Raw genomic sequence first — 24,717 nt, 5'->3', positions numbered from 1 at the left:
GTCGGGCTCGGCAACCGGACGGGTCCCGGATCCTCCGCGGCGCACGACGAGCCGACGATGACGAGTGAGGGAAGGCCCTGAAGGTGAGACTGTGACCGGCGCGGCAGCCAAGGACGCCGCCTCCCGCGGAGACGCGGCGGGAGACGTGGTCCCCCAAGCCCTCAACCTGCCCGGCTCGGCCGTGTGGATGCTGAAGAGCCTCGAGACCCAGGTACGACCGGTTGCCGAGCGGATCGCCCACAAGATCCAGACCTCGACCAGTGCTCCCGACGAGCCGCGCGACGTGAGTCTGCACCAGCTGATCCTCACCGCCACCCACAACGCGATGCGACTGTTCCTCGACCGCGCCCTCGACCGGCCGACGTCCCCCTCCCTGGTCGACGACCACTTCCGCAGGCTGGGCTATCGGCAGGCGGCACGCGGTCGCAACCACGAGGTGATCGACGGCGCCGTGGCGATCGCGCTCTCCGAGGTCTGGGACGAGCTGCGCGTGCGTGCCGCGGAGAACGAGCTGTCCGCCAGTGCCCTCAACTCGCTGAGTGAGGCCTTGACCGGTTTCGTGGCACACCTCGAGGGTCAGGTGCGGATCGGCTTCGCCACCGGCTCAGCCGAGCGCGACCAGGACCAGGGCGTGGCACGGGCCCGCCTCCTGGATCATCTCCTGGCCGGTGCGGACGACGACGAGATCGAGACCCAGGCAGCCATCGCCCAGTGGCCCGTGCCTGCCCTGGTCACCGTGCTCGCCGTACAACCGGCTGCCGGCGCCGCGCTCGAGGCCGCCATGGCCGGGCCTGACGCCCTGGCCCGGACCGGTCGCTCACCGATGGTCGTCCTCTGCGCCTCCGAGCGCGCGGCAGCAGTGATCGACGCCCTGAAGGCACTCTCACCGGCGCCTCGGGTGGTGGCCTGCTGGCCCGTGCCGGCCGCCGACGTGCCGTCGGCCTGGGTGTGGGTCAACCGGGCCCTGGCGCTGGTCGATGCAGGCATCATCCCGGCCCGCCCGGTGATCGAGTGCCTACGGCATCGCTCGGAGATCTGGTTGCACGCCGAGCCAGTGCTCCGGCGCCAGCTGGCCCAGGAGCTTCTCGAGCCGCTCTTCAACGAAACCCCGAACTCGCGCGACATCCTCTCCGAGACGCTGCTGGTCTGGCTCGAGACACGCGACAGTGCGCCGGCCATCGCCGCCCGCCTGGGCGTCCACCCACAGACCGTGCGCTATCGCTGGAAGAGGATCAACGAGCTCTTCGGCGAGGACCTGCACGATCCGGAGTTCGTGCTGCAGATGACGATGCTGCTCAAGGCCAGCGTCCCGATGTGGATCGCCGGCGACCAGAGTGACTTCGAGCGCTTCCGGGCCAACGAGGGCGGATGACCATGACCGTCCTGCTCGTCCTGCTCGGCCTCCTCCTGTTGGCCGGGATCGGCGAACTCGCCCCCCGTTTCCTCGCCTCCCGCTGGGCATCCGCCCGGGGAGTCGACCTCGGCACGACTCGCGCCCGGCGCGCCGCTCACCGAATCGACTCCGTGCTCCTCGACGCCGTCGGAACCGTCACCGACGGCGAGCTCGATGTGATCGGCCTGGACCCGGTGGAGCCCGAGCACGAACAGAACCTGCGTTGGTTCGCCGGCGCGCTGGCCCACGCCCTGCCCGACCCGGTCGGGCGTGCCGTGGCGCAACTGGCCGCACGCGGACGGTTGAGCAACGTCGAGATCCGCGCAGAAGGCATCGCCGGGTCCGTCGACAGGCACCCGGTGCGAGTAGGGCACCCGGACTGGATCGGCGTCGAGGACACCGGCGGCCTCGGCCACCGGGTCGCGGTCGAGGTCGATCAACGGCTTCTTGGCCGGATCACCGTCGCGGCCAGCGTGCGTGACGACGCTGCGGACGCCGTACGCCGCCTTGTAGACCTCGGCATCGAGAGCTTCCTGGTCGCCGACGAGCCCAGCCGCGACACCGACCGTCTCGCCGATGCGGCCGGCATCGCGTCGCGCTGGGGTGCGACCGCGCCGGAGAAGCGCGGCCGACTGGTGGCCGAACTGCAGGAGCAGGGCCGGGTGATCGCCATGGTCGGTCCCAGCGCACCCCAACCCGAGGCGCACGCCCAGGCAGACCTCAGCGTCGGCGACGGCCCCGAGGCCGACCTCACCATGCGCGACCTCGACGTCTCGCTGGTCGCAGACACGTTCACGCTGCTCCGCTCGTTGCGCCGGGTCCTGGCGGCCAACCGGGTGATCGCACTGGTGACCGTGCTGCTCGCCCTGCCACTGACCCTGCTCGCGACACTGCCCTGGTCAGTCCCGGCTGGTCTCCTCGGCGGCGGGCTGGTGATGGTCGTCGTGGCCACGACTGCGACCACTCCACCGGTAAGGCGGGCAACCACGCCCGACGCACAATGAGAGAGTGACCGACCAACTCCTCTCTGCCCGCGCCACCGTGATGCGCGATCTCGAGGCCACCGGAATCGCCTCCGCCGAGATCGTCTCCCTCCTCGAGGACGCCGTCTCCGAGCGTCGATGGTGGGCCGAGCAGTGGCCCCAGGGCGCGGTGTACGTCGGCGGCCTGGTCGCCCAGGACGTGCAGGACGCGCTCCTGGAGAAGGTCGGGCGCTGGCCGCTGTGCACGCAGTGCGAGGACGACGACACCCACCCGCTCTACATCCAGCCCGAGCTGGGTGGCCCCGACCCGCACTGGGTCTGCGAGCACTCCGGGACCGTCATCGCCCCGCTGGGCGGGCTCGACGGGCGCGGTTCAGACGCTGGGTGAGGCGCTCGGGGACTCGAAGAGACCTTGGTATTCCTCAGGGATGAGCGAGCGCCACTCCTCGGGGATCAGCGAGGCGAGGTCGTCGGGGATGACTCCCTCGAGGGCCGAGGGGAGCTCGGAGGGCAGCAGGTCACGCAGCTCGGAGGGAAGGTCCTCGGGGCCGAGCGACCTCAGCCCCTCAGGAACGGTCTCGGGCAGGAACGCCACGAGCCCCTTGACGATGTCGGTGCCACACGCGGTGCCGACGTACGTCACGAGCGCGTTGACCGACGCCCGGTCGGCCTCGGGAAGCGCACGGTAGGCCTCCACCATCGCCTTGGGGTCGTTCAGCTTGGCGGAGTTGTCGATGATCACTTGGACGCCGTCCTTGGCGTCCTGCGGCATCTCGGCCGGTACGCCGTCCGCCATCAGGTCGGTGAGCGGGTCCGTGCCGCTCTTCTTGTCGTGCATGCTGAAGATCTCGACGATGTTGTCGCAGAAGTCCTGCTCGGTGATCGCGGAGCTCTGCTCCGGCGCTGGAGTGCCCGAGCCGGAAGTGGTCGGCGTCGGCTCGGCGGAGGTGGCGTCGATCTGGGTGTTCTTGTCCCCACAACCGCCGACGAGGACCATCAGGAGCAGTGGAGCAACCGCGAGTGACTTGCGCATGGATTGAGTGTAGGTCGGTGCCCCCAACGTTCGCCGGGCTTCGAACCAGGACCTTCCGGGATACGGATTGGCTGGTTTTCGAGCCCAGAACAGCCAATCCGTATCCCGGAACGCCGAACGGCCCCGGGCAGTCGCCCGAGGCCGTTCAGTTGTGGTGCGGTGGATCAGAAGTCCCTCTTCATCGGACTTCTTCCCCTTCACTCCTCAGGCACTCCCGCTCGTTCCTCGCGGGGCGCCCTCGTCGCTCCGGATCAGAAGTCCATGCCACCCATGCCGCCCATGCCACCGGTCGGGTCGCCCATCGGGGCGGCCTTCTCCGGCTTGTCGGCAATGACAGCCTCGGTGGTGAGGAACAGGGCCGCGATGGAGGCCGCGTTCTGCAGGGCAGAGCGGGTCACCTTGGCCGGGTCGATGATGCCGGCGGCGATCATGTCGACGTACTCACCGGTCGCGGCGTTGAGGCCGTGACCCGAGGTGAGGTTGCGGACCTTCTCCGACACGACGCCGCCTTCGAGGCCGGCGTTGATGGCGATCTGCTTGAGCGGGGCCTCGGTCGCGACGCGAACGATGTTCGCACCGGTGGCCTCGTCACCCTCGAGCTCGAGCTTGTCGAACGCGGTGGCGGCAGCCTGAACCAGCGCCACGCCACCTCCGGCGACGATGCCCTCCTCGACGGCGGCCTTCGCGTTGCGAACGGCGTCCTCGATGCGGTGCTTGCGCTCCTTGAGCTCGACCTCGGTGGCCGCGCCGACCTTGATCACTGCAACGCCACCGGCCAGCTTGGCCAGGCGCTCCTGCAGCTTCTCGCGGTCGTAGTCGGAGTCCGACTTCTCGATCTCGGCACGGATCTGGTTGACCCGACCCTCGATCTGGGCCTGGTCGCCAGCGCCCTCGACGATGGTGGTCTCGTCCTTGGTGATGACGACCTTGCGGGCCTGGCCGAGCAGCTCGATGCCGGTCGACTCGAGCTTCAGGCCGACCTCCTCGGAGATGACCTGGCCACCGGTCAGGATCGCGATGTCCTGCAGCATGGCCTTGCGGCGGTCACCGAAGCCCGGAGCCTTGACGGCGACGGACTTGAAGGTGCCACGGATCTTGTTCACGACCAGGGTCGAGAGGGCCTCACCGTCGACGTCCTCGGCGAGGATGACGAGCGGCTTGCCGGACTGCATGACCTTCTCGAGGACCGGCAGCAGGTCCTTGACGTTGGAGATCTTCTGGTTCGCGATCAGGACGTAGGCGTCCTCGAGAACCGTCTCCATGCGCTCGGGGTCGGTCACGAAGTAGGCCGAGATGTAGCCCTTGTCGAACCGCATGCCCTCGGTCAGCTCGAGGTCGATCCCGAAGGTGTTCGACTCCTCGACGGTGATGACACCTTCCTTGCCGACCTTGTCCATCGCCTCGGCGATGGCGTCACCGACGGTGGTGTCGCCACCGGCGGAGATCGTGGCGGCAGAGGCGATCTGCTCCTTGGTCTCGATGTCCTTGGCCATCGAGAGCAGCTGCTCGGAGACGGACGCCACGGCGGCCTCGATGCCCCGCTTGAGGCCCATCGGGTTCGCACCCGCGGCCACGTTGCGGAGGCCCTCGCGGACCATCGCCTGGGCGAGCACGGTCGCCGTGGTGGTGCCGTCGCCAGCGACGTCGTCAGTCTTCTTGGCGACCTCCTTGACGAGCTCGGCACCGATCTTCTCGTAGGGGTCCTCGAGCTCGATCTCCTTGGCGATCGAGACACCGTCATTGGTGATCGTGGGGGCGCCCCACTTCTTCTCCAGGACGACGTTGCGGCCCTTGGGACCAAGCGTCACCTTGACGGCGTCGGCGAGGGTGTTCATGCCCCGCTCGAGACCGCGGCGCGCCTCTTCATTGAAAGCAATCAGCTTCGGCATAACTCCTGCGATTCCTTGATGCTAAGAGTTTGGACGGAGTCGGAGAGCTGCCCGCGACGGACGATCCGGCTGACCCGACGGACCCTTCCCGCCGACGCTTCGGACCTCAACTCACCGGTCCCGTTGTTGTCACTCTCATGTCGAGAGTGCCAGCCTCATGTTTAGCACTCGACCCCTGAGAGTGCAAGCCGTTCAGGCCAGTCGGGCAACGACCAGGTCGGCGAACGGGGCGGCGTTGGCGGGCCTCACGTCGAGATAGAGGCCGGGCTCGATCAGCTCGACCTCGCTGACCGCCAAGGTGCCGTCGGCCAACCGCATCATGTCGACCCGGGCATAGTCGAGTGGCACGCCGACGATCTCGGCGGCCGCCCGCACCGCACGCCCGGCGAGAGCGGCGTGCTCCTCGGCCACGGCCACCGCGCGCGATGCCCCGCCGAACTGCTCGTGCACCCGGATCTCGCCACCTGAGGGAAGCTTGTGCACCTGGGCGACGACCTCGCCATCGATCACGAAGACACTCGTCTCACCCTCGGTGCGGACCGAGCCCACCAGCGGTTGCACGATCCACGGTCCGGCGGTCAGCCCGGCAAGACGGTGGTCATCGGTGCTCTCGGCGACCACCACGCCCAGGCCCGCAGCCCCCACTCGCGACTTCACCACGACGCTGCCGTAGTCCTCGATCGCCTCACTCAGTCCGGCGACCAGGCCGGCGTCGTCCAGGAGCTTGGTGGGAACGACGTCCACGTGCGCGGCCAGCTCGATCAGGTAGGACTTGTCCGCGTTCCATGCGAACACCTCCGCGCCGTTGAGCATCCCGCCCGCCCGGTCCACCTCCCGGGCCCAGGCAAGGAACTCCTCGAGCCGGCGGTGGTAGTCCCAGGTGGCCCGCACGCAGACCAGGTCGGCCGATGCCCAGTCGACCTCGGGGTCGTCCCAGCTCACCCAACGCGCGGTGACGCCCCGCTCGGCCAGCGCCCTGACGAGGACCTCACCTCCCGGCTCACCGTCGGGCAGGAGGGAGAAGCTGGCGAGGAGTACGTCGGTCACGTGGCCGAGCCTACTGCCGGGCAATGTTCCCGGCGGCGCATCACCCGGGTGCTTACCGGGGTGCCCCGGGCCCGGTGTCGGGCGCACCCGTCATGAAGGTCGGCAGTGCGGTGCGGGCCTCCTCGACCAGGTCCCAGCCACGACCACCGAGCGAGACCACCGAGACCGGGAAGATGCCCAGGTTCTCCCGGTCGATGTGCTCGGAGAGGTCGCGGAGCAGCTCCCGGAGCCGGTCGTCGAACTCGGGTGACGCAGGGTCGACGTCCTCGATCGCACCGTCGAGATCACGATGCTCCCCTTCTAGCAGGTCCACCTCGTCGACGAAGTCGCCCTGCTCGCGCATCGCGGCGAAGATGCCGATTTCCTCGCGCCGGGTGTGCACCTCGAGGTGACCGGCCAGTCGGCGTACCAGCTCCATCGCGCCGGCGCGGTCGCCGGTGGCCAGTGCTCGCCGGATCGCGTGGGCGTCCTCGAGCAGCGCGTAGTGCTCGTCCATCAGCTCCGCGATCGGCGGCACTCCGCGACAGCCGCAGTGTTCACACATGCCCGGGCTCACTCATTCGGGCTCACTCATTTCGGTCACTCATTCCGGCTCACCAACCGCGTGGCGTGACCCGCGCTCCCGACCGCTTCTGGTCGCGTGAGCGATAGACGATGTAGGGCCGGGTCAGGTAACCCAGCGGCGCGCTGAACACGTGGACCAGTCGGGTGAAGGGCCACAGCGCGAAGAGCAACATCGCCGCCATCCCGTGGATCTGGAAACCGAGCGGCGCCTCACCCATCAGGGCGGGGTGCAGGTCGAAGCGGAAGATGCCGCGGAACCAGACCGAGACGCCCTCGCGGTAGTTGTAGTGTCCGCCAAGGTTGAGGATTCCCCCGGCAATCGTGTTCCAGATACCCAACAGAATCACCACGGCCAAGACGGCGTACATGACCTTGTCCATCACCGTGGTCGCCGAGAAGACGGGGCCGACCGTGCGTCGTCGATAGACCAGGATCGCCAGACCGACGAGGGTGGCGGCACCGGCCAGCACACCACCGCCGACGGCGAACGCGTGGTAGATCTCGTCACTGATCCCGACCGCGTCGGTCCACGACTGCGGAATGCCGAGTCCCATCACGTGGCCGAAGAAGACTCCGATCATGCCGAAGTGGAAGAGCGGCGAACCCAGCCGCAACAACCGCGACTCATAGAGCTGTGAGGAGCGCGTGGTCCAACCGAACTTGTCATAGGTGTAGCGCCACACGTGGCCGAGCACGAACGTGGTCAGGCAGACATACGGAATGACCACCCACAGCAGTGTGTCCATCGTCCCTGCTTCCATCTCAGGCTCCCCTCACTGTCGGCATCGGCAGGTCGACGGCTCCAGCAGCCGTGCGCTCCATCAACTTGGCGTCGAAGGCAGGCGTGCCATAGGGGGTCAGGCCAACCTCCTCCTTCGGTGGCCCGGCGGCGACCAGGCGGCGTACGGCGTCCTGCTCGTCCCCGGCCAGTTGGGGCAGGGTCTCGGCGACCGCGTCGAGCAGCGGACCCCACGGCGATCCGGTGTTGCGCAGGTGGAGCCGGAGGACCTCGAAGCCGGCCCGGTGGTCGAGCAGCAGGTTCCGGCCGGACTCGAGGTCGACCGTGGCTGCGAACTCCAGCACCACGCACAGGTGGTCGGGCAGCTCGCCCGGATCGAGGTCGACGCCCGCGGCCTGGAAGGTCTCCTGGAACCGGAGCAGCGCCATGCCGCGCTGGCGGGTGTCCCCGTGCACGAAGTAGGTCAGGAACAGGTTCCCGCGGCGACGGGTGTCGAAGGTCTCGACATAGTCGGCGCGCAGCTCCTCCAGCCCGGTGGCGGCACGGTGGGCGAGGAACTCCTCGAGCGGAGCACGCAACCGCGCCGGCAACCGGGGCACCACCTCCATGACGGACCCGATGTCGTCGGCCGGGTAGTCCAGCAGCAGCGAGACGCACTGCCAGGTCGCCCGGACCGCGTCGTCATCGAGGCGGGCGTCGCGCCGCCAGAACTTCATGGCTGGTTCTCCTCGCGTGGCGGGAAGAGCCCGTCGGGCGCCCCCTTGCCGTCCCAGTTGAGCAGGTTGACCCGGCTGCCCTTGTCCGGTGGCGCCGCGACCGAGTCACTGGTCTGGCGGGCCTGGAGGACCGCGAAGTTCTCCACCGCCACCGGCACCACCTGGCCGCCGGAGCCCTCACCGAACGGACCGGAGCCGCCCATGCCGGGGCCCCCGTCGAAGTCGAGCGAGCACTCGGTGGCGAGTTCCTCGAGGGAGTGCGCCTGCTCGACGTGAGCGGCCGGGATGACGTAGCGCTCGTCGTACTTTGCGAGCGCGAGGAGGCGATACATGTCATACATCTCCTCCTCGGTCATGCCGACGGCCTCGGGGATGCTGGCGTTCGGTTCGCGGCCCATGTTGATGTCTCGCATGTAGGAGCGCATCGCGGCCAGCTTCTTGAGCACCCGGTCCACGATCACCGTGTCCCCCGCGGTGAAGAGCTCGGCGAGGTATTCGACCGGGATCCGCAACGCGTCGATGGCGGCGAACAGGTTGGTGTCGTCCTCCGCGTCCTCGCCGGTCTCGCGGACCACGTCGATGACCGGGGAGAGCGGCGGGATGTACCAGACCATCGGCATCGTGCGATATTCCGGGTGCAGCGGGAGCGCCACCTTGAACACGTTGATCAGCGCATGGATCGGTGACTTCTGGGCCGCCTCGATCCAGTCGTGCGGGATGCCGTCGCGCTCGGCGGCCTTGATCACCTCGGGGTCGTTCGGGTCGAGGAGGACCGAGCGCTGCGCCTCGTAGAGATCCTTGTCGTCCTCGGTCGAGGCAGCCTCGAGCACCGCGTCCGCGTCGTAGAGCACGAGGCCGAGGTAGCGCAGTCGGCCGACGCACGTCTCCGAGCAGACGGTCGGCAGGCCGACCTCGATCCGCGGGTAGCAGAACGTGCACTTCTCGGCCTTGCCGGTGCGGTGGTTGAAGTAGATCTTCTTGTAGGGGCAGCCCGAGATGCACATCCGCCAACCGCGGCACTTGTCCTGGTCGACCAGGACGATGCCGTCCTCACTGCGCTTGTAGATCGCGCCGCTGGGGCAGGAGGCAGCGCACGAGGGGTTGAGGCAGTGCTCACAGATCCGCGGCAGGTAGAACATGAACGTGTCCTCGAGTGAGCGCTTCACCTCACTCGACACCTTGCCCAGGCTCTCCTTCTGCAGGATCGGGTCGTTGGCGTAGACCGCCTCCGAACCACCCAGGTTGTCGTCCCAGTTGGCCGACCAGGTGATCTTCATCGTCTTGCCGCTGATCAGCGACCGCGGCCGCGCTACCGGGGTGTGCTCCTGGGCCGGGGCATCGGTGAGCGTGGCGTAGTCATAGGTCCACGGCTCGTAGTAGTCGTCGATCGAGGGCATCTTCGGGTTGGAGAAGATGGTGAAGAGCTTCTTGGTCCGGCCACCTGCCTTGAGGGTGAGCTTGCCGCGCTTGTTGAGCTTCCAGCCGCCCTTCCAGGTCTCCTGGTCCTCATAGCGCCGCGGGTAGCCCTGGCCGGGCCGGGTCTCGACATTGTTGAACCACACGTATTCGGTGCCGGCCCGGTTCGTCCAGGCCTGCTTGCACGTCACCGAGCAGGTGTGACACCCGATGCACTTGTCGAGGTTCATCACCATCGCCATCTGGGCCATGACCTTCATCAGTACTGAACCTCCTGCGACCGCTTGCGGATCACGGTCACCTCGTCACGCTGGTTGCCGGTCGGGCCGATGTAGTTGAACGCCCACGTCAATTGGGCGTAGCCACCGATCAGGTGGCTGGGCTTGATCAACAATCGGGTCAGGGAGTTGTGGATGCCGCCACGCTTGCCGGACGTCTCGGTGATCGGCACGTCGATCAACCTGTCCTGTGCGTGGTGCATGTAGACGGTGCCCTCCGGCATTCGGTGGGAGACGATGGCGCGGGCAGCCACGACACCGTTGCGGTTGACCGCCTCGATCCAGTCGTTGTCCTTGACCCCGACCTTGGCGGCGTCCGCCTCGCTCATCCAGATGTTCTGCCCACCACGCGAAAGCGAGAGCATGAACAGGTTGTCCTGGTACTCGGAGTGGATCGACCACTTGTTGTGCGGGGTCAGGTAGCGCACCGTCACCCCCTCGACCCGCGGACCGGTGCCGTCGGAGACGTCACCGATCGTCGGTTCGTCGAAGAGCGCCGCCATGTTCAACGGTGGTCGATAGACCGGGAGTCCCTCGCCCAGCTCGAGCATCCAGTCATGGTCGAGGTAGAAGTGCTGGCGCCCGGTGAGCGTGTGGAAGGGCTTGAGCCGCTCGATGTTGACGGTGAACGGCGAGTAGCGACGCCCACCCGACTCGGAGCCGGACCACTCCGGTGAGGTGATCACCGGAGTCGGGGCCGCCTGGGTGTCGGCGAAGGTGACCTGCTTGCCCTCGTGCTCGGCGGCGAGGTCGTGCAGCATCTTGCCGACCCGCTTCTCGAGCTGCTTGAAACCCTCCGTGGCGAGGTGTCCGTTGGTGGTGCCGGACATCGCCAGGATCGCCTCGCACATGTGTACGTCGCTGACCAGCGCCGGGCGTCCGGCGCCCGGCCCGCTGCGCACTGCACCGTTCTTGCGGGCAAGGTATTCCAGGGGCTTGGTCAGGTCGAAGGTGATTCCCTTGGTGGTGGCGCCGAGCTTGCTGGCCAACGGACCCAGCGAGGTCATCTTGGAGTAGATCGCGCCGTAGTCGCGTTCCACCTCGACCAGCTTCGGCATGGTCACGCCGGGCACCGGCTCGCACTCACCCGCACGCCAGTCACGGACCACCCCATGGGGGTTGGCCATCGCGTCGGGAGTGTCGTGCGAGAGCGGCACCGCCACCACGTCACGACGTACGCCGAGTCGCTCGGCCGCGAGCTCGCTGAACTTCGCCGCGATCGTCTTCCAGATCTCCCAGTCGGTGCGCGTCTGCCAAGGCGGCGCGATCGCCGGGTTGAACGAGTTCACGAACGGGTGCATGTCCGTGGTCGACAGGTCGTGCTTCTCATACCAAGTGGCAGCGGGCAGCACGACGTCGGAGAAGAGTGTGGTGGAGGTCTGCCGGAAGTCGAGTGTCAGCAGCAGGTCGAGCTTTCCCTCGGGCGCCTTCTCCTTCCAGACCACGTCACGCGGCCGCACCGCCTCGGGCGTCTCCTCGGCGCGCACCGAGGAGTCGGTGCCGAGCAGGTGCTTGAGGAAGTATTCGTTGCCCTTCGAGGACGAGCCGAGCAGGTTCGCACGCCAGATCGAGAGGATCCGCGGGAAGTTCTCCGGCGCATCTGGGTCCTCCCCTGCGAAGCCGAGGCGACCTTCCTTCAGTTCGGAGACGATGTGGTCGGCGACCGCCTTGCCTGCGGCCTCGGCCTCATCGGTGATCTCGAGTGGGTTGCGGTCGAAGGTCGGGAACGACGGCGACCAGCCCATCCGGGCAGTCTTCGCGATCACGTCGGCCGTGGAGAGTCCGGCCAGCTGGCCCTGGCCCGTCGTGGCCGAGAGCGTGTCCGCGCCGAACTGGTCGTAGCGGAACTGGTCGGTGTGCAGGTACCAGTAGGCGGTCTGGTTCATGTTGCGCGGCGGACGGCTCCAGTCCAGGGCGTTGGCGACCTGGTTGTAGCCGGTGAGCGGACGGACCTTCTCCTGACCCACGTAGTGCGCCCAACCACCTCCGTTGACGCCCTGGCAACCGGTCAGCGTGGTGAGGGTGAGGAACGCGCGATAGATCGTGTCGGAGTGGAACCAGTGGTTGGTCCCGGCGCCCATCAGGATCATCGAGCGACCCTTGGAGTCCTCTGCGTTCTGTGCGAACTCGCGGCCCACCCTGGCCGCAGCCTTGGCCGGCACGCCGGTGATCGACTCCTGCCACTCCGGTGTGTAGTCGGCGAACTGGGCGATCATCATCTCGAAGACGGTGGTGACCAGGTGGCCCCCGACCCGCCGTGCGTTCACGGTGGCCATCGTGTGGGTCGGCGTACCGTCGATCTCGCCGAATCGGGGCAACTCGACCTCGATTTGTTCGGTGCCCTCGCCCTCGAGTCGCAACGCCGGGTCGACGCCGTCGAGGTCGAGGTTCCACTTGCCCTCACCGTCCGGGCCGTAGCGGTGGCCCAGCGAACCGTTGGGCACGACCGGCTCACCGGTCGCTGAGTCGAGCAGGACCGTGCGGAAGGCTGCGTTCTCCTGGCCGGACTGCTCCACCAGGTCCTCGGCGGTGAGGAACTTGCCGGGCCGTGCACCGTCGGGCCCTTCCTCGATCTTCACCAGGAACGGCAGGTCGGTGTACTTCTTCACGTAGTCGGTGAAGTAGGGCACCTGTCGCTCGAGGAAGAACTCCTTGAGGATCACGTGGCCCATCGACAGTGCCAGCGCGGCATCGGTGCCCGGGTTCACCGCCAGCCAGTCATCGGCGAACTTCACGTTGTCGGCATAGTCCGGTGAGACCGCGACGACCTTCTGTCCGCGATAACGGGCCTCGGTCATCCAGTGGGCGTCGGGGGTGCGGGTGACCGGGACGTTGGAACCCCACATCACCAGGTAGCCGGCGTCCCACCAGTCCCCCGACTCCGGCACGTCCGTCTGGTCGCCGAAGACCTGCGGGGAGGCGACCGGCAGGTCGGCGTACCAGTCGTAGAAGCTCAGCATCGAGCCACCGATCAGGTGCATGAAGCGCGCGCCCGAGGCGTGGGAGACCATGGACATCGCGGGAATCGGCGAGAAGCCCGCGACCCGGTCCGGGCCCCATTCCTTGATCGTGTGCACGTGGGCCGCGGCGACGATCTCGACCGCTTCCTCCCAGCTCGCGCGGACCAGTCCACCCTTGCCACGGGCCTTCTTGTAGGCCGCGGCGCGCTGCGGGTTCTCCACGATGTGCGCCCACGCCTTGACCGGGTCACCACCGTGCTGTGACTTGGCCTCACGGAACATCTGCAGAAGCGTGCCGCGGACATAGGGATAGCGGACCCGGGTCGGTGAGTAGGTGTACCAGGAGAAGGCCGCACCCCGCGGGCAACCGCGGGGCTCGTACTCCGGACGGTCGGCACCGGTCGAGGGATAGTCGGTCTGCTGCGTCTCCCAGGTGATGATCCCGTTCTTGACGTAGACCTTCCACGAACACGATCCCGTGCAGTTCACACCGTGCGTCGAGCGGACCACCTTGTCGTGGCTCCAACGATCACGATAGAAGCTGTCGGAGTCACGGCCACCCGACAGCTGCAGCGTGCGCCGGTCCGAGCTCACCTTTCCCTTGGTGAAGAATCTTCGCGTTCCGACCAGTGCATTGGTCAGGGCGTCGTCGAGTCCGGGCTCAGCGGTCACTTGCTGCCTCCTGCTTGGTTCGCTTCACGACGGTCATGGTCAGGACAAGAGTGAGCAGTGCCGTGCCGGCGAGCAGGAAGAGCCCGATGGCATAGGAGTCCGTGCGGCCATAGATGTAGCCCATCAACAACGGGGGCACGAACCCGCCCAGGCCACCGGCGGCACCGACCAGGCCGGTCACTCCACCGACCTTGGCCGGATCGGTGGCTTGGGCGATGAGGCCGAAGGTCGCACCGCTGCCGGCGCCGAGGGCTGCTGCCATCAGCAGGAACGCCGTGGTGCCGCGGATGTCGAGTGGAGGATGGGTGGCGGCGACTGCGGCGCACACCGTGACGAGTGCGAAGCAGACGGCCAGGACGTGGATCGCGTCGAACCGGTCGCACAGGATGCCGCCGACGGTGCGCATGATCACGGCGACCACGACGAAGCCGGCCATCCGGGCGCTCGCGTCGGAGGCCGCGAGACCGTGTCCAGTCTTCAGATAGGCCGGCAGATAGACGGAGAAGGCGACGTACCCGCCGAAGGAGACCGCATAGAGGATGCCCGCCTGCCAAGTGATCGGGAGCATCGCGTTGGACTTCAGCCGCGAAGCCAGGCTCGTGGTCGGCACCTGCCGTCCCGGGGCATCGCGCATGAACAACCAGGCCACCACGGCATAGACGGCCAGCATCGCCGCAGTGATCAGGAACGGCGCCCGCTGTCCCAGTCCGTCCCAGATCTGCACCGTGGTGAGGGCACTGATCGCGGTGCCACCCATCCCGGCCCCGAAGACGCCGGTGGCCATGCCCCGCTTCTCCGGGGGGAACCACGCGTTCACGAACGGTACGCCGATCGCGAAGGTGGTCCCACCGATGCCGAGGAAGAAGCCCCCGACCAGGATCAGCGAGAACGAGTCAAGGGCGAAGAACGCCAGGAAGAGCACCGGAAGCACCGTGATCAGCGAGACGAGCGGGAACATCACCCGCCCGCCATACCTGTCGGTCAGTGCCCCGACGAAGATCCGGCCGATGGAACCGACCAGGACCGGGACGGCCACCATCAGCGCGACGTCGGATTCCGTGAGCTGTCCGACCTGACCCGTGTCGCGGAATTTCGGTCCCAACGGGCTGAGCAGTGCCCAGGCCCAGAAGTTCACCGCGAAACCCAGTGTTGCCAGGATCAGCATCAGCATGGGTGATCCCACACGAACTTCAGTGTTCGGCAACTTGGTCGAGCTCAATGCCATCGGTCCTCCAGGTCGGGCACGGTGTTGCTGGCACCACATTGGCACAGTCGTCGGGATCGTGCAGGGACTCAGCTGTCCCGACGTGTCAGAAGCAGCCGCCAGGCGTCCGGTCCTCGTTGCAGGTAGTCCACCTCGAAGACTCCGGGCTGGCGACCCTCGAGTTGACGCAGCAAGGGGAGCGGGTCGTGCGGCGCGACCAGGACCATCGACCTGCCCGGCCGGACCGCGTCCAGGGCACCGAACACCGTCGCGTGCCGGATCGCGTGCGGCACGGCACGGGCGTCGAGCTCGGGGTGAGCGGAGACGTCGCGCTCGCCGCAGCCGCACTCACCGGGCGCGTGCACCGGGTGACCGTAGCCGTCATCGGTGTCCTTCTCGGTCTTCTCGCCAGCCGCTGCGAAGCGCGCCTCGAGCTCGTCGAGCAGCTCGCGCAACGACGTGCTCGGCTCGCGCACCAGGAGCGGGACGAGCTGGTCGTTCACCTTGGTCAGGTGCGCGGTGAACAGGTGGCGCAGCGCCGAGGCGGCGAGCGCGGTGTCGATCGCGTCGTCCGACTGGGCGATCGTCTCGACGAGGTCACCGATGATCCGGTGCTCGACCACCATCGCCTCCACCAGGAGCCGACCTTCGGGGAGGTCTCCGCCAGCGCGGCACAGCGTCGCCTCGGCGGCCATGGCGTGCGGGACCAGGACGTCGCGGCACCAGCGGTGCAACCCGATCCGGGCCTCCTCGGCCGGGTCGTGCGCCGCGGTGCGGGCGGCAGTGGCGACCAGCTCGGTCTTGAGGCCGAGGGTCGCGTCCATCTCGGCGTGGTGTCGAACGATCAGCTCGGCAGCCTTCGCATCCGCTTGCGTTGAAGCCAGGACCAGATTTTCCATGGCCGTTCCCTTCGATGCGGACCGCCCGACTGGCGGTCGATGCCTCATATTAACTACACTTAGGTCCGTGGAAAATAATCGGCGTCTCGGCCCTCGGCCCCGCTCCCCCCGTCGCCCCATGTCGCCCTCGCGACGAGGCATCCTCGAGCAGCTGCGCGGCCAGCCCGAACCGACGACTCTCGCGGCTCTCGTGAGACTCTCGGGCCTGCACACCAACACCGTGCGCGAGCACCTCGACGCGCTCGTCGCCGACGGCCTGGTCCGCCGCGATCGCGCACTGCCCTCGGGCAGGGGCAGGCCGGCCTGGCTCTACGAGACGACCGGCGAGGAGGCGGCCACCGGCGAGTACGCCGCCCTCGCCTCCGTGCTCGCTGCCTCCTTGGCCGCGAACAGCGACGACCCCGCCCGCGCCGGCACCGAGGCCGGGATCGCCTGGGGCCGACGTCTGGCCCGGGACCGAGGAGCCACCGAGTCCTCCGGCGCCGTCGCCCGGGAGGAGATGGTGCGCCTGCTCGGCGACCTCGGCTTCGCGCCGGAGGCCGACGCGGAGACTCCCGACCTGTTGCACCTCACCCGCTGCCCCCTGCTCGAGGCGGCACACCAGCATCCCGAGGTGGTCTGCGGAGTGCACCTGGGCATCATCGAGGGCGCCTACGCCGAGCACGGCGTACGGGCGAACGGGACCGAGCTGGTCCCGTTCGCCGAGCCGGGTGCCTGCCTGCTCACGTTGCCGGTGCCCACTGCCGAGTGATCCCGTCCCCACAGCGCCGGCAGGTCACTGGATAGGTCGTTGGGGAGTCACCGGCGCATGGTGGCCCAACGGGGACTCCTCGGTGACACCGAGCGCGACGAGCACCGACGGCAGGATCGCCTTGGCCGTGCGCTTGTAGCCGGTCGACGAGGGATGGAAGCGGTCCAGGCTGAACATCTCGTCCGGGTTCGTGATGAAGAACGGACCGACCACGGTGGACAGCGAGACGGCGTACGCCCCCTGCTCCAGCGCCGCGGCCTGCTGCGCCGACGCGAGCTGCCTCGACGCTCGTGAGCCCAGTGCGCGCAACGGCTGCGGCACCGGGCGGAGCATGCCCAGGTCCGGGCAGGTGCCGACCACCACGGCCGCGCCGCGCTCGGCCAGCGCCACGATCGCCTCGGTGAGCTGGCGGACCGAGTCGGCGACCGGGATCCGGTGGGTGACGTCGTTGCCGCCGACGATCACCACCGCGACGTCGGGACGGTACGACGGCGGCAGGGACTCGATCTGGCCGGCGAGTGCGCTGCTCTCCGAGCCGACGACGGCAACACTCCTGAGCCGGACCGAGCGCTCGGTGGCCTTGGCGACATACTTCGCGAGCCGGGCACCGAGGGTGTGACTGGGCAGGTCGGCGCCGAGTCCTGCCGCGATCGAGTCGCCGAGCATCAGCAGGTCCACCTCGGACCCGAAGCGCTTCTTGTAGACCCGGTCGGCCTGCAGCGCCTGTTCCCCGAGCGGCTTGCCGATCACCGCGCGCGCCTTGGCTGCCTGGCGCGAGAGGAGGTGCCGTGAGCCGATCACGAATCCCGCCGCTCCGGCGATGCCCGCCGCCGTCACGATCGCCCCGCCACCGGGCCTGCTCCTCGACATCGCACCCTCTCTCCTCGGCGTCCACGCGTGCGGATCCGCCCACGCTCCGTTGAACCATCCGCACGTGACGAGGCGGCCAATCGCGGATGGCGCGGGCGTGAAGACTCCCCGCGGACGGGCTCGGGGATCCATTGATCGGGAAACGCTGGACGAGAACACGTTCTAGGGGCGATCCTGTGCGTGTGACCCAGAACACTGCCACCACCGCCGCCCGCCCGATCAACGTCGCCGATGTCCTCGAGGCGATGGCCGACTCGATTCCTGAGCGCGTCGCCGTCAAGACGATCGATGACGAGTTCACCTTTGCGCAGATCGATGAGCGATCCACCCGCTTGGCCAACCACCTCATCTCCATCGGGGTCAAGCCGGGTGACCACGTGGCCGTGCACTCGATGAACCGGATCGAGTGGGTCGACGCCTTCTATGGCGTGATGAAGGCCCGCGCCGTGCCGATCAACATCAACTTCAAGTACCTCCACGACGAGCTGGCCTACCTCTACGACAACGCCGACTGCGTGGCCGCGATCGTGGCGCCGGACTACGTGGACGCCGTACGCGCGCTCGACCTTCCGCAGCTGCGCACCCTGATCGTGCTCGGCGACGAGTACGACGCCGCCCTGGCCGCGGCGTCGCCGGAGCGTCAGATCGCCGGTCGGTCGGCCGACGACCTCTACGTGATCTACACCGGTGGCACCACCGGCAGCCCCAAGGGCGTGGTCTGGCGCCAGGAGGACATCCTTCGGGCGGCGCTGAACGCCAGCCGGTTCGGCGCGCCCTTCGACTCGGTCGAGCAGCTGGCGGCCGAGGCCGCCGCCAACGAGAACCCGATGACGCTGCTCGCCGGCGGCCCGATGATGCACGGCGGCAGCCAGTGGATCCTGGGCAACGGGCACGTGGCCGGCTTCTCCGTCGCGCTCTACACCGAGCCGCACTTCGAGGCCGACAAGATCCTCGACCTCGTACAGAAGGCGCAGGTGGTCTCGCTGACGTTCCTCGGCGACGCGATGGGCCGTCCGGTCGCAGAGGCGATCCTTGCCGAGCCGGATCGGTGGGACCTGTCCTCACTGATGGCCGTCTCCAACGGCGCCGCTCCCCTCTCCGAGGGCGTGCGCGAGGAGATCCGTCGAGCGCTCCCGGGCCGATTCATCCTGGACTCCTATGGCGCCTCCGAGTCCGGCGCGACCGGCTCGGCGATGGACGACGGCACCGGCGGACCACTGGGCGCGCCGAAGTTCGGGGTCGGCCCGGACGTGGAGGTGTTCACCCCCGACCTCAAGCCGGCCGCGGTCGGCGAGGACGGGATGCTCGGGCGTTCCGGCGCGGTGCCGTTGGGCTACTACAAGGACGAGGTGAAGTCCGCCGCAACGTTCAAGGTCATCGACGGGGTCCGTTGGTCGATCCCCGGCGACTTCGCCCGGCGCGAGGAGGACGGCTCTGTCACCGTGCTGGGCCGCGGATCGGTCTGCATCAACACCGGCGGCGAGAAGGTCCACCCCGAGGAGGTCGAGGCGGTCCTGCTGCGTCACGAGGACGTCTTCGACGCTGTGGTCGTCGGCACCGACCACGAGCGGTGGGGCCAGCAGGTGACTGCCCTGGTCCAGCGCCGTGAGGACTCGACGGTCACCGAGGACGACCTGCGCGCCCACTGCCGGTCGCTGATCTCCAACTACAAGGTCCCCAAGACGATCTTCTTCGTGCCTGAGGTGCCGCGCACTCCGGTCAGCAAGGTGGACTACCCGGCCAGCAGCAAGCTGGCCAAGGAACTCCTCACCTGATCCCCCGACCCGGCAGTTGTTGACACCCGCACCCCACCGAGTCGGCAGTTGTTGACACCCGCACTCCGCCGACCCGGCAGTTGTTGACGCCCAATCCGTCAACAACTGACGGGTCGGCGATCGATATGCGGGGGTAGCCCTCGCTGCGGCGTCAACAACTGCCGGGTCGGCGAGTTCTACTCTGCGCCGGCGACGACGTGGACGCTCGGCTCATGGGTGACCGGGAAGTTCACCGAGGCCGCGATGAAGCAGTTCTCGCTGGCCTCTCGATGGATGGCCAACGCGGTCTCGACCTGGTCGGCGGAGGCAACGGTGACCTGCGGACGCAGTACGACGCTTGTGAAATGACCGCCCTGGCCTGAGGTCACCATCGCGCCGACGGGCGAGTCGTCGTACGCCGTCACCACGACGCCGTGCTGCACCGCCGAGTGCAGGTAGGACAGCAGGTGGCACTGCGCCAGAGCCGCCAGCAGCAGCTCCTCGGGATTCCACCGGGACGCGTCACCACGGAAGGTCGGGTCCGCCGAGCCCGCCAGGTCGGGCTTGCCCGCGGCCCTCAGCAGCACCTCACGGCCGTAGTCGCGATAGCCGCTGGTGCCGGTGCCGCGATTGCCCTGCCAACTCAGGTCGAGCACATAGGTGTGATCCATGGCCCCATCCTCACCCACCGGGCCACTCGTGCGGTCTGTGGACGGCTCGCCCCTGCACGCCGTGTCCAGCCACAGGGACCCCGCGTCACAGGGGCAGGGGTCAGTGCGCGGGAACCACCATCGGCGTGCCGGTCACCGGATCGGGAACCACGACGCACTCCATCCCGAACACCTCCTCCACCAACGGTGCGGTGACCACCTCGGCCGGCCGACCCGAGGCCACGATCCGGCCGGCGCGCATGGCCACGACGTGGTCGGCGAAACGGCAGGCCTGGTTCAGGTCGTGCAGCACGACGACCACCGTGCGACCCTCCTCGACCTGGCGCCGGAGCAGGCGGAGCAGGTCATATTGGTGAGCGATGTCGAGAAAGGTGGTCGGCTCGTCGAGCAACAGATAGGGCGTCTGCTGGGCCAGCACCATCGCGATCCAGACCCGTTGCCGCTGGCCGCCCGAGAGTTCGGCCAGCGGCCGGTCGGCAATGTCAGCCACCCCTGCGGACTGCATTGCCGACGCGACCGCCTCCTCGTCCGCAGGAGTCCACGCACCGAGCAGCCCCTGGTGCGCGAAGCGCCCGCGCCGCACGAGGCCTGCGACGCGGATCCCCTCCGGACTGACCGTGGACTGCGGCAGGAAGCCCAGCTCCCGGGCGATCTCCTTGCCCTTCCACGACGTGATCGGCCGCTGGTCGAGCTCGACGTTCCCGGTTCGGGCCGGCTGGAGCCGCACCAGGGATCGCAGCAGCGTCGACTTCCCGCAGGCGTTGGGCCCGACGATGGCGGTGAAGGCGCCGTCCGGCAGCTCCAGGTCGAGGCCCTCCACGACCAGGCGGTCGCCATAGCCCAGGCTCAGTTCGCGTGCACGCAGGCGGTTCATCGGCGGATCTCCTTCGTCAGCAACCACAACAGGTAGAGGCCACCCACCCCGGTGGTCACCACCCCCACGGGCAGCATGGTCGGTGCCAGGAGCCACTGGGCCAGCAGGTCCGAGCCGGTGAGCAGGAAGGCGCCGGTGAGCGCCGCAGGCAGAAGTGGTACGCCGGCCGCAGCCGTCAGGCGGCGCCCGATCTGGGGCGCCGAGAGGGCGATGAAGACGATCGGGCCGGCGACGCCGGTGACGGTCGCCGAGAGGCCGACGCCGATCAGCACCAGCAGGATCCTCAGCCGGCCCAGGCCGACCCCGGAGGAGATCGCCAGCTCGTCCCCCAGGGCTGCCTGGTGCATCGGCCGCGACAGCAGCGTCAGGAGGAGGGCGAGCACCACGATGATCGTCACCGGGCCGTCGATGTCCACCCAGTCCAGGCCGTTGAGCGAGCCCGCCTGCCAGACACTGGCCGAGATCGCCACGTCGAGCTCGGCACGCAGGATGATCCACGAGTTCACGGCGGTGAGGACCGCCTGGACCCCGATGCCGATCACGATCAGCCGGAGTCCGGAGAAACCGGCGCCGGCGGAGAGCGCATAGACCACCAACGCAGCGATCAGGCCCCCGCAGATGGCGGCCAGCGTGATCGAGGCCTCGGTGGCGACGGTCATCGTGAAGACCAGCAGCACACCGGTGTAGGCGCCCGCGTCGAGGCCGATGATGTCGGGGGCTCCGAGCGGGTTGCGGGTGATGTTCTGGAAGATCGCGCCCGCCAGGCCCAGGGCTGCGCCGAAGAAGATCGCGGCCACGATGCGTGGCATCCGCCACTGGGTCACCGAGACCTGGATCGGCCCCTCTCCGCGCAGGGCCGCGAGTACGTCCGAGGGTCGATCCCAGCCGCTGCCATAGCAGAGCGAGGCCATCGCGGCGATGAGCGAGAACACGAGCAGGACAAGGCAGACCACGGATGTGCGCACGTCGACGCGCAACGAGCGACCGGTGCCGAGCGGCAGTGACAGCGAACTCACACGCCCACCGCCCCGTGCCGGCGTACGACCCAGATCAGGACCGGTCCCCCGATGACCGCGGTGAGGATGGCCACCGGCACCTCGCCGGTCTCCAGCAGGACGCGGGAGAGGATGTCGGCGACGATCATCAGCAGCGGTCCGACGATCAGGCACAGCGCCATCAGCCAGGTGATGGAGCCCTGCGCGACACGGCGTACGACGTGGGGGACGATCAGGCCCACGAACATGATCGGTCCGGCAACCGCCGTTGCCGTAGCGGCCAGGACCGTGGCCACCAGGAGGGTCAGCACCCGGATCTGGGCGACGGAGACGCCGAGCCCGTGGGCCACGTCGTCACCGAGCATCACGGCGCTCAACGCAGGGCCGAGCAGGAGGGCTGCGCCGAGCGCGACGAGCAGCACGACGCACGGGACGAGCAGAGGCGCCTGCTCCCGGCCGGCCAGGGATCCCACCGACCAGAACCGATAGACGTCGAAGGTCTCGGGGTCCATCAGCCGGATCCCGATCGAGAATCCGGCCAGCACCGCCGTCAGGGCGACCCCGGCCAGCACCAGGCGGAGCGGGTCCGCCCCGCCGACGGCCTGGACGGCGAAGGCGGCGAGCGTCGCACCGGCGAACGCGACGACCAGGATGACTGCCTGGCCGGAAGCATCGAAGAACTGGGTGGCCACCACGACCGCGAACGAGGCGCCCGCGGTGACACCCAGCAGGCCGGGCTCTGCCAGGGCGTTCCGGGTCAGTGTCTGCACCAGTGCGCCCGAGAGCGCGAGCGCAGCCCCGACCAACACCGCGAGCATCGCCCGTGGCACCCGCACGGTGCGCACGGTGATGTGGGCGTTGTCGGTGGGGTCAGGCGCGAGGAGGGCCCGCAGCGACTCGGCAACGCCGACATCGCCCTTCCCCACGGTCAGGCTGAGCAGCAGAGCTGCGACGAGGAGCGCGAGCCCGCCGACCAGGGCAAGGGTCGGGACCCGGTGGGGCGTCGTGATCACTCGTCGTGACGGTGGTCGTGGTCGTCGTGGTCAGTGTCGTGCTCGTGGTCGTGGTCGTGGTCGTGCTCGTGGTCCTGGTCATGGTCCGGGGCACCCTCGTCCTCGTGGTCGAGCTCGACCGCGCCCCGCTTCCAGTAGCCAGTGACCAGCGAGTCGATCCCGCGTTCCTTGGACCAGCGGCGCAACGGCTTGATGTCACCGGCCTCTCCGGCGGCGAAGAGGAACACGTCGCTGGCGTCGCGACCACCGAGATCGAGCTCGGCGACCGTGTCTGCCAGCTGCGATCCACCTGCGCGACAGAGCCATTCGATGCTCACGCCGGCCCGCACTGCGAGTGGGTAGGCCGTCTCCTCGTCGTGGTCGTGGTCGACCACGACCTGGACCGTCACACCGCGCTCCTCGAGCCAGTCAGCCTCGTCCAGCCACCGGGCGAACGCCGGCAGTGCCGTGGTGTCGAGCGCGAAGACGTAGTGGCCGTAGGTGTTCGGGAAGGCCAGTGACCCGGGCGGCCCAGCCAGCACCACGTCCTCGCCGGGCTGCACGCCGACGGCCCAGTCCGAGGCAAGCCCGCCGGGGTGCAGCACTATGTCGAGGTCGAGCTCCCCGATGGCCGGATCGTGGCGCCGGATGGTGTATTTCCGCATCGGCGGCATCGGCTGGTGCCAGTCGAGCATGAGTCGCTCGGGGTTGTACGTCGGGTCGTTGCGCGTGCCGTCCCCGAGCGGGAAGACCACCCCCACGTGGTCGTCGCACGCGTGGGAGTGCAGATGCGCGATCTCCGGGCCGGACAGGGTCAACCGCAGCATCCGCGGGGTGACCTCGGTGCGCGAGACCACCCGAACGGTGCGGATCCCGACCGGATAGGGCACCCGGACGGTGCCGCGCCCACCGGACTGGTGGGCGCGGACCAGTGGTCCGGGGTTGGCGCGGTCCTGGGTCACTTGAGCTCGTCGGCGAAGGCCTTGGCAAAGGCCTTGTCGATGGCGTCGAGGGTGATCAGGGCCGACTCGTAGGTCGCCGCCTCGCTGAACTGGACCGGGATCACGTGACCGGCCTTTACCGCGGGCAGGTTCTTCCACAGCTTCGAGTCGAGGACATATTGCACCTCGGGTGAGATCTTGCCGTCCGTGCCGAGGGTGTAGGTGATGTAGTCGGCGTCCGCAAAGGTCTCGGGCACCTCCTCGATCGAAGAATATTCGCTGACCTGGGCTGCGCCGCCGTCACTGGCGTCCTTGACCTTGCCGTAGTAGGTGACGCCGAGGTCGCCCACGATGTGGGTGCCGTAGGAGCCACCGAACTCGCGCTGGAACTCACCAGCACCCACGTCCCCGTAGGCTCCGAGGTGGGCGAAGTCGAGACCCTCGACGCCCTCTGCATATTTCGCCTTCAGCTCGTCGGCCTTGGCATAGTAGGTCGCCTTCTGCTCCTCGAAGTTGGTGAGCACGCCCGCAGCCTCGGCCTGGCGGCCTCCGAGTTTCTTCCAGTCATCGGGCAGGGAGGGACCGAGCACCACGACGGGGGCGATCTTCTCCAAGCGGTCCATGTTCACATCGCCCAGGACCGGCAGTGGGACACCGAGGATGATCACGTCGGGGTCGACCTTTTCGACGGCCTCGTAGTTCATCGTGTCCGCGGTCTCGCCCATGATCTTCTCGGTCTTCTCATAGGTCGCGAGGTCCTCCTCGGACATCATCGCGGTGCCGCGGCCCCACTCCGAGATCCCGACCAGGGGCGCGTCCGCCTCCAGGAGCACCGGGACCGCATAGCCTGTGGCGATCACGCGGTCGGGGTTCTTGGGGATCTCCACCTCGCCGTTGTCGGCGCTGAAGGTGACCGTCTCACCGGAGGCCTCTGCCTCGCTCTCCCCTGCCCAGCAACTGCTCAGGGCAAGGGCGAGGGTGGCGGCGGCGGCCGCGGCAGTGGCGCGGCGGAGGGTGGAGCGTGAACGCATGGCGGTGTTCCTTCGTGTTCTGGGAGTACGACGACCGGGGCGGCC

The 24,717-nt window shown here is 68.4% G+C and carries 22 protein-coding genes and 1 pseudogene; 5 read left to right on the top strand and 18 right to left on the bottom strand.

The window, feature by feature from the left end; all coding sequences use genetic code 11:
* Positions 1–91 precede the first annotated feature (91 nt).
* The 3 genes from BJ980_RS19510 to BJ980_RS14825 are packed head-to-tail and all read left to right on the top strand — an operon-like array spanning position 92 to position 2,764.
* Positions 92–1,372: a helix-turn-helix domain-containing protein gene (locus BJ980_RS19510; RefSeq protein WP_179503005.1), complete on the top strand. Its 1,281-nt coding sequence runs from the start codon at positions 92–94 to the stop codon at positions 1,370–1,372.
* Complete coding sequence (locus BJ980_RS14830) at positions 1,369–2,397, top strand: HAD family hydrolase (protein WP_179503004.1); 1,029 nt, start codon at positions 1,369–1,371, stop codon at positions 2,395–2,397. The genes BJ980_RS19510 and BJ980_RS14830 overlap by 4 nt, the downstream gene beginning before the upstream one ends.
* 4 nt (positions 2,398–2,401) lie before the next feature.
* Positions 2,402–2,764, top strand: coding sequence for a hypothetical protein (locus BJ980_RS14825; RefSeq protein WP_343047822.1), 363 nt, complete (start codon positions 2,402–2,404; stop codon positions 2,762–2,764).
* Here the strand turns inward: BJ980_RS14825 and BJ980_RS14820 are convergent.
* The 11 genes and pseudogenes from BJ980_RS14820 to BJ980_RS19605 all read right to left on the bottom strand — a co-directional run.
* The gene (locus BJ980_RS14820) at positions 2,750–3,409 is read right to left on the bottom strand and encodes a hypothetical protein (RefSeq protein ID WP_179503003.1); all 660 of its coding nucleotides are present in this window, start codon (positions 3,407–3,409) and stop codon (positions 2,750–2,752) included. The two genes, BJ980_RS14825 and BJ980_RS14820, sit on opposite strands and share 15 nt — an antisense overlap.
* 251 nt (positions 3,410–3,660) lie before the next feature.
* Positions 3,661–5,298 (bottom strand): chaperonin GroEL, encoded by a 1,638-nt coding sequence (groL, locus tag BJ980_RS14815; protein ID WP_179503002.1) that lies wholly within the window; start codon positions 5,296–5,298, stop codon positions 3,661–3,663.
* A 192-nt stretch (positions 5,299–5,490) separates the two neighbouring features.
* Entirely contained in the window at positions 5,491–6,345 is an 855-nt protein-coding gene (locus BJ980_RS14810) for an ATP-grasp domain-containing protein (RefSeq protein WP_179503001.1), read from the bottom strand.
* Between the two features lie 52 nt (positions 6,346–6,397).
* Positions 6,398–6,889: a hemerythrin domain-containing protein gene (locus BJ980_RS14805; protein ID WP_179503000.1), complete on the bottom strand. Its 492-nt coding sequence runs from the start codon at positions 6,887–6,889 to the stop codon at positions 6,398–6,400.
* Positions 6,890–6,938: 49 nt separating this feature from the next.
* On the bottom strand, positions 6,939–7,655 hold the full coding sequence (narI, locus tag BJ980_RS14800; RefSeq protein ID WP_179502999.1) for a respiratory nitrate reductase subunit gamma: 717 nt from the start codon (positions 7,653–7,655) through the stop codon (positions 6,939–6,941).
* A 16-nt stretch (positions 7,656–7,671) separates the two neighbouring features.
* Complete coding sequence (gene narJ / locus BJ980_RS14795; RefSeq protein WP_179502998.1) at positions 7,672–8,364, bottom strand: nitrate reductase molybdenum cofactor assembly chaperone; 693 nt, start codon at positions 8,362–8,364, stop codon at positions 7,672–7,674.
* Positions 8,361–10,040, bottom strand: a complete 1,680-nt coding sequence (narH, locus tag BJ980_RS14790; protein WP_179502997.1) for a nitrate reductase subunit beta — start codon at positions 10,038–10,040, stop codon at positions 8,361–8,363. Before narH ends, narJ begins: the two co-directional genes overlap by 4 nt.
* Positions 10,040–13,690, bottom strand: coding sequence for a nitrate reductase subunit alpha (locus tag BJ980_RS14785; RefSeq protein WP_179502996.1), 3,651 nt, complete (start codon positions 13,688–13,690; stop codon positions 10,040–10,042). The genes narH and BJ980_RS14785 overlap by 1 nt, the downstream gene beginning before the upstream one ends.
* Positions 13,680–14,861 carry an MFS transporter gene (locus BJ980_RS14780; protein WP_246279983.1) on the bottom strand — a complete coding sequence of 394 codons (1,182 nt, stop codon included), beginning with the start codon at positions 14,859–14,861 and terminating at the stop codon, positions 13,680–13,682. The genes BJ980_RS14785 and BJ980_RS14780 overlap by 11 nt, the downstream gene beginning before the upstream one ends.
* 122 nt (positions 14,862–14,983) lie before the next feature.
* Positions 14,984–15,259 (bottom strand): DUF2249 domain-containing protein, encoded by a 276-nt coding sequence (locus BJ980_RS19610; protein WP_425490361.1) that lies wholly within the window; start codon positions 15,257–15,259, stop codon positions 14,984–14,986.
* Between the two features lie 123 nt (positions 15,260–15,382).
* Positions 15,383–15,793 (bottom strand): annotated as a pseudogene (locus BJ980_RS19605) (DUF2249 domain-containing protein); the annotation flags it as partial.
* A gap of 118 nt (positions 15,794–15,911) precedes the next feature.
* Here BJ980_RS19605 and BJ980_RS14770 point away from each other — a divergent pair.
* Complete coding sequence (locus BJ980_RS14770) at positions 15,912–16,544, top strand: helix-turn-helix transcriptional regulator (RefSeq protein ID WP_179502994.1); 633 nt, start codon at positions 15,912–15,914, stop codon at positions 16,542–16,544.
* Positions 16,545–16,568: 24 nt separating this feature from the next.
* Here BJ980_RS14770 and BJ980_RS14765 read toward each other — a convergent pair whose 3' ends face one another.
* On the bottom strand, positions 16,569–17,414 hold the full coding sequence (locus BJ980_RS14765) for an SGNH/GDSL hydrolase family protein (RefSeq protein WP_179502993.1): 846 nt from the start codon (positions 17,412–17,414) through the stop codon (positions 16,569–16,571).
* Between the two features lie 182 nt (positions 17,415–17,596).
* On the opposite strand from BJ980_RS14765, the gene BJ980_RS14760 reads away from it, so the two are divergent.
* The gene (locus BJ980_RS14760; protein ID WP_179502992.1) at positions 17,597–19,189 is read left to right on the top strand and encodes an AMP-binding protein; all 1,593 of its coding nucleotides are present in this window, start codon (positions 17,597–17,599) and stop codon (positions 19,187–19,189) included.
* A 176-nt stretch (positions 19,190–19,365) separates the two neighbouring features.
* Here the strand turns inward: BJ980_RS14760 and BJ980_RS14755 are convergent, their stop codons facing one another.
* The 6 genes from BJ980_RS14755 to BJ980_RS14730 form a co-directional block, all read right to left on the bottom strand.
* Positions 19,366–19,839 carry an OsmC family protein gene (locus BJ980_RS14755; protein WP_179502991.1) on the bottom strand — a complete coding sequence of 158 codons (474 nt, stop codon included), beginning with the start codon at positions 19,837–19,839 and terminating at the stop codon, positions 19,366–19,368.
* A 100-nt stretch (positions 19,840–19,939) separates the two neighbouring features.
* Complete coding sequence (locus BJ980_RS14750; RefSeq protein WP_179502990.1) at positions 19,940–20,713, bottom strand: ABC transporter ATP-binding protein; 774 nt, start codon at positions 20,711–20,713, stop codon at positions 19,940–19,942.
* Entirely contained in the window at positions 20,710–21,729 is a 1,020-nt protein-coding gene (locus BJ980_RS14745) for an iron chelate uptake ABC transporter family permease subunit (protein ID WP_218855532.1), read from the bottom strand. The genes BJ980_RS14750 and BJ980_RS14745 overlap by 4 nt, the downstream gene beginning before the upstream one ends.
* Positions 21,726–22,721, bottom strand: a complete 996-nt coding sequence (locus BJ980_RS14740) for an iron chelate uptake ABC transporter family permease subunit (protein ID WP_218855531.1) — start codon at positions 22,719–22,721, stop codon at positions 21,726–21,728. The genes BJ980_RS14745 and BJ980_RS14740 overlap by 4 nt, the downstream gene beginning before the upstream one ends.
* Positions 22,718–23,662, bottom strand: coding sequence for a siderophore-interacting protein (locus BJ980_RS14735; protein WP_179502989.1), 945 nt, complete (start codon positions 23,660–23,662; stop codon positions 22,718–22,720). Before BJ980_RS14735 ends, BJ980_RS14740 begins: the two co-directional genes overlap by 4 nt.
* Positions 23,659–24,672, bottom strand: a complete 1,014-nt coding sequence (locus tag BJ980_RS14730) for an ABC transporter substrate-binding protein (protein ID WP_179502988.1) — start codon at positions 24,670–24,672, stop codon at positions 23,659–23,661. The genes BJ980_RS14735 and BJ980_RS14730 overlap by 4 nt, the downstream gene beginning before the upstream one ends.
* Positions 24,673–24,717: the final 45 nt, after the last annotated feature.

It is taken from the genome of Nocardioides daedukensis (assembly GCF_013408415.1).
Lineage (GTDB): Bacteria > Actinomycetota > Actinomycetes > Propionibacteriales > Nocardioidaceae > Nocardioides > Nocardioides daedukensis.
The sequence above is the reverse complement of the archived record's forward strand: the minus strand, read 5'-3'. Positions and strand labels throughout refer to the sequence as shown.

Excerpts from the sequence above, each read along its gene's own strand:
- BJ980_RS14830 (WP_179503004.1), top strand. The coding sequence starts at position 1,369 with ATGACCATGACCGTCCTGCTCGTCCTGCTCGGCCTCCTCCTGTTGGCC.
- BJ980_RS14820 (WP_179503003.1), bottom strand. The coding sequence starts at position 3,409 with ATGCGCAAGTCACTCGCGGTTGCTCCACTGCTCCTGATGGTCCTCGTC.
- groL (WP_179503002.1), bottom strand. The coding sequence starts at position 5,298 with ATGCCGAAGCTGATTGCTTTCAATGAAGAGGCGCGCCGCGGTCTCGAG.
- BJ980_RS14805 (WP_179503000.1), bottom strand. The coding sequence starts at position 6,889 with ATGTGTGAACACTGCGGCTGTCGCGGAGTGCCGCCGATCGCGGAGCTG.
- narI (WP_179502999.1), bottom strand. The coding sequence starts at position 7,655 with ATGGACACACTGCTGTGGGTGGTCATTCCGTATGTCTGCCTGACCACG.
- narJ (WP_179502998.1), bottom strand. The coding sequence starts at position 8,364 with ATGAAGTTCTGGCGGCGCGACGCCCGCCTCGATGACGACGCGGTCCGG.
- narH (WP_179502997.1), bottom strand. The coding sequence starts at position 10,040 with ATGAAGGTCATGGCCCAGATGGCGATGGTGATGAACCTCGACAAGTGC.
- BJ980_RS14780 (WP_246279983.1), bottom strand. The coding sequence starts at position 14,861 with ATGCTGATGCTGATCCTGGCAACACTGGGTTTCGCGGTGAACTTCTGG.
- BJ980_RS14770 (WP_179502994.1), top strand. The coding sequence starts at position 15,912 with ATGTCGCCCTCGCGACGAGGCATCCTCGAGCAGCTGCGCGGCCAGCCC.
- BJ980_RS14765 (WP_179502993.1), bottom strand. The coding sequence starts at position 17,414 with ATGTCGAGGAGCAGGCCCGGTGGCGGGGCGATCGTGACGGCGGCGGGC.
- BJ980_RS14755 (WP_179502991.1), bottom strand. The coding sequence starts at position 19,839 with ATGGATCACACCTATGTGCTCGACCTGAGTTGGCAGGGCAATCGCGGC.
- BJ980_RS14750 (WP_179502990.1), bottom strand. The coding sequence starts at position 20,713 with ATGAACCGCCTGCGTGCACGCGAACTGAGCCTGGGCTATGGCGACCGC.
- BJ980_RS14730 (WP_179502988.1), bottom strand. The coding sequence starts at position 24,672 with ATGCGTTCACGCTCCACCCTCCGCCGCGCCACTGCCGCGGCCGCCGCC.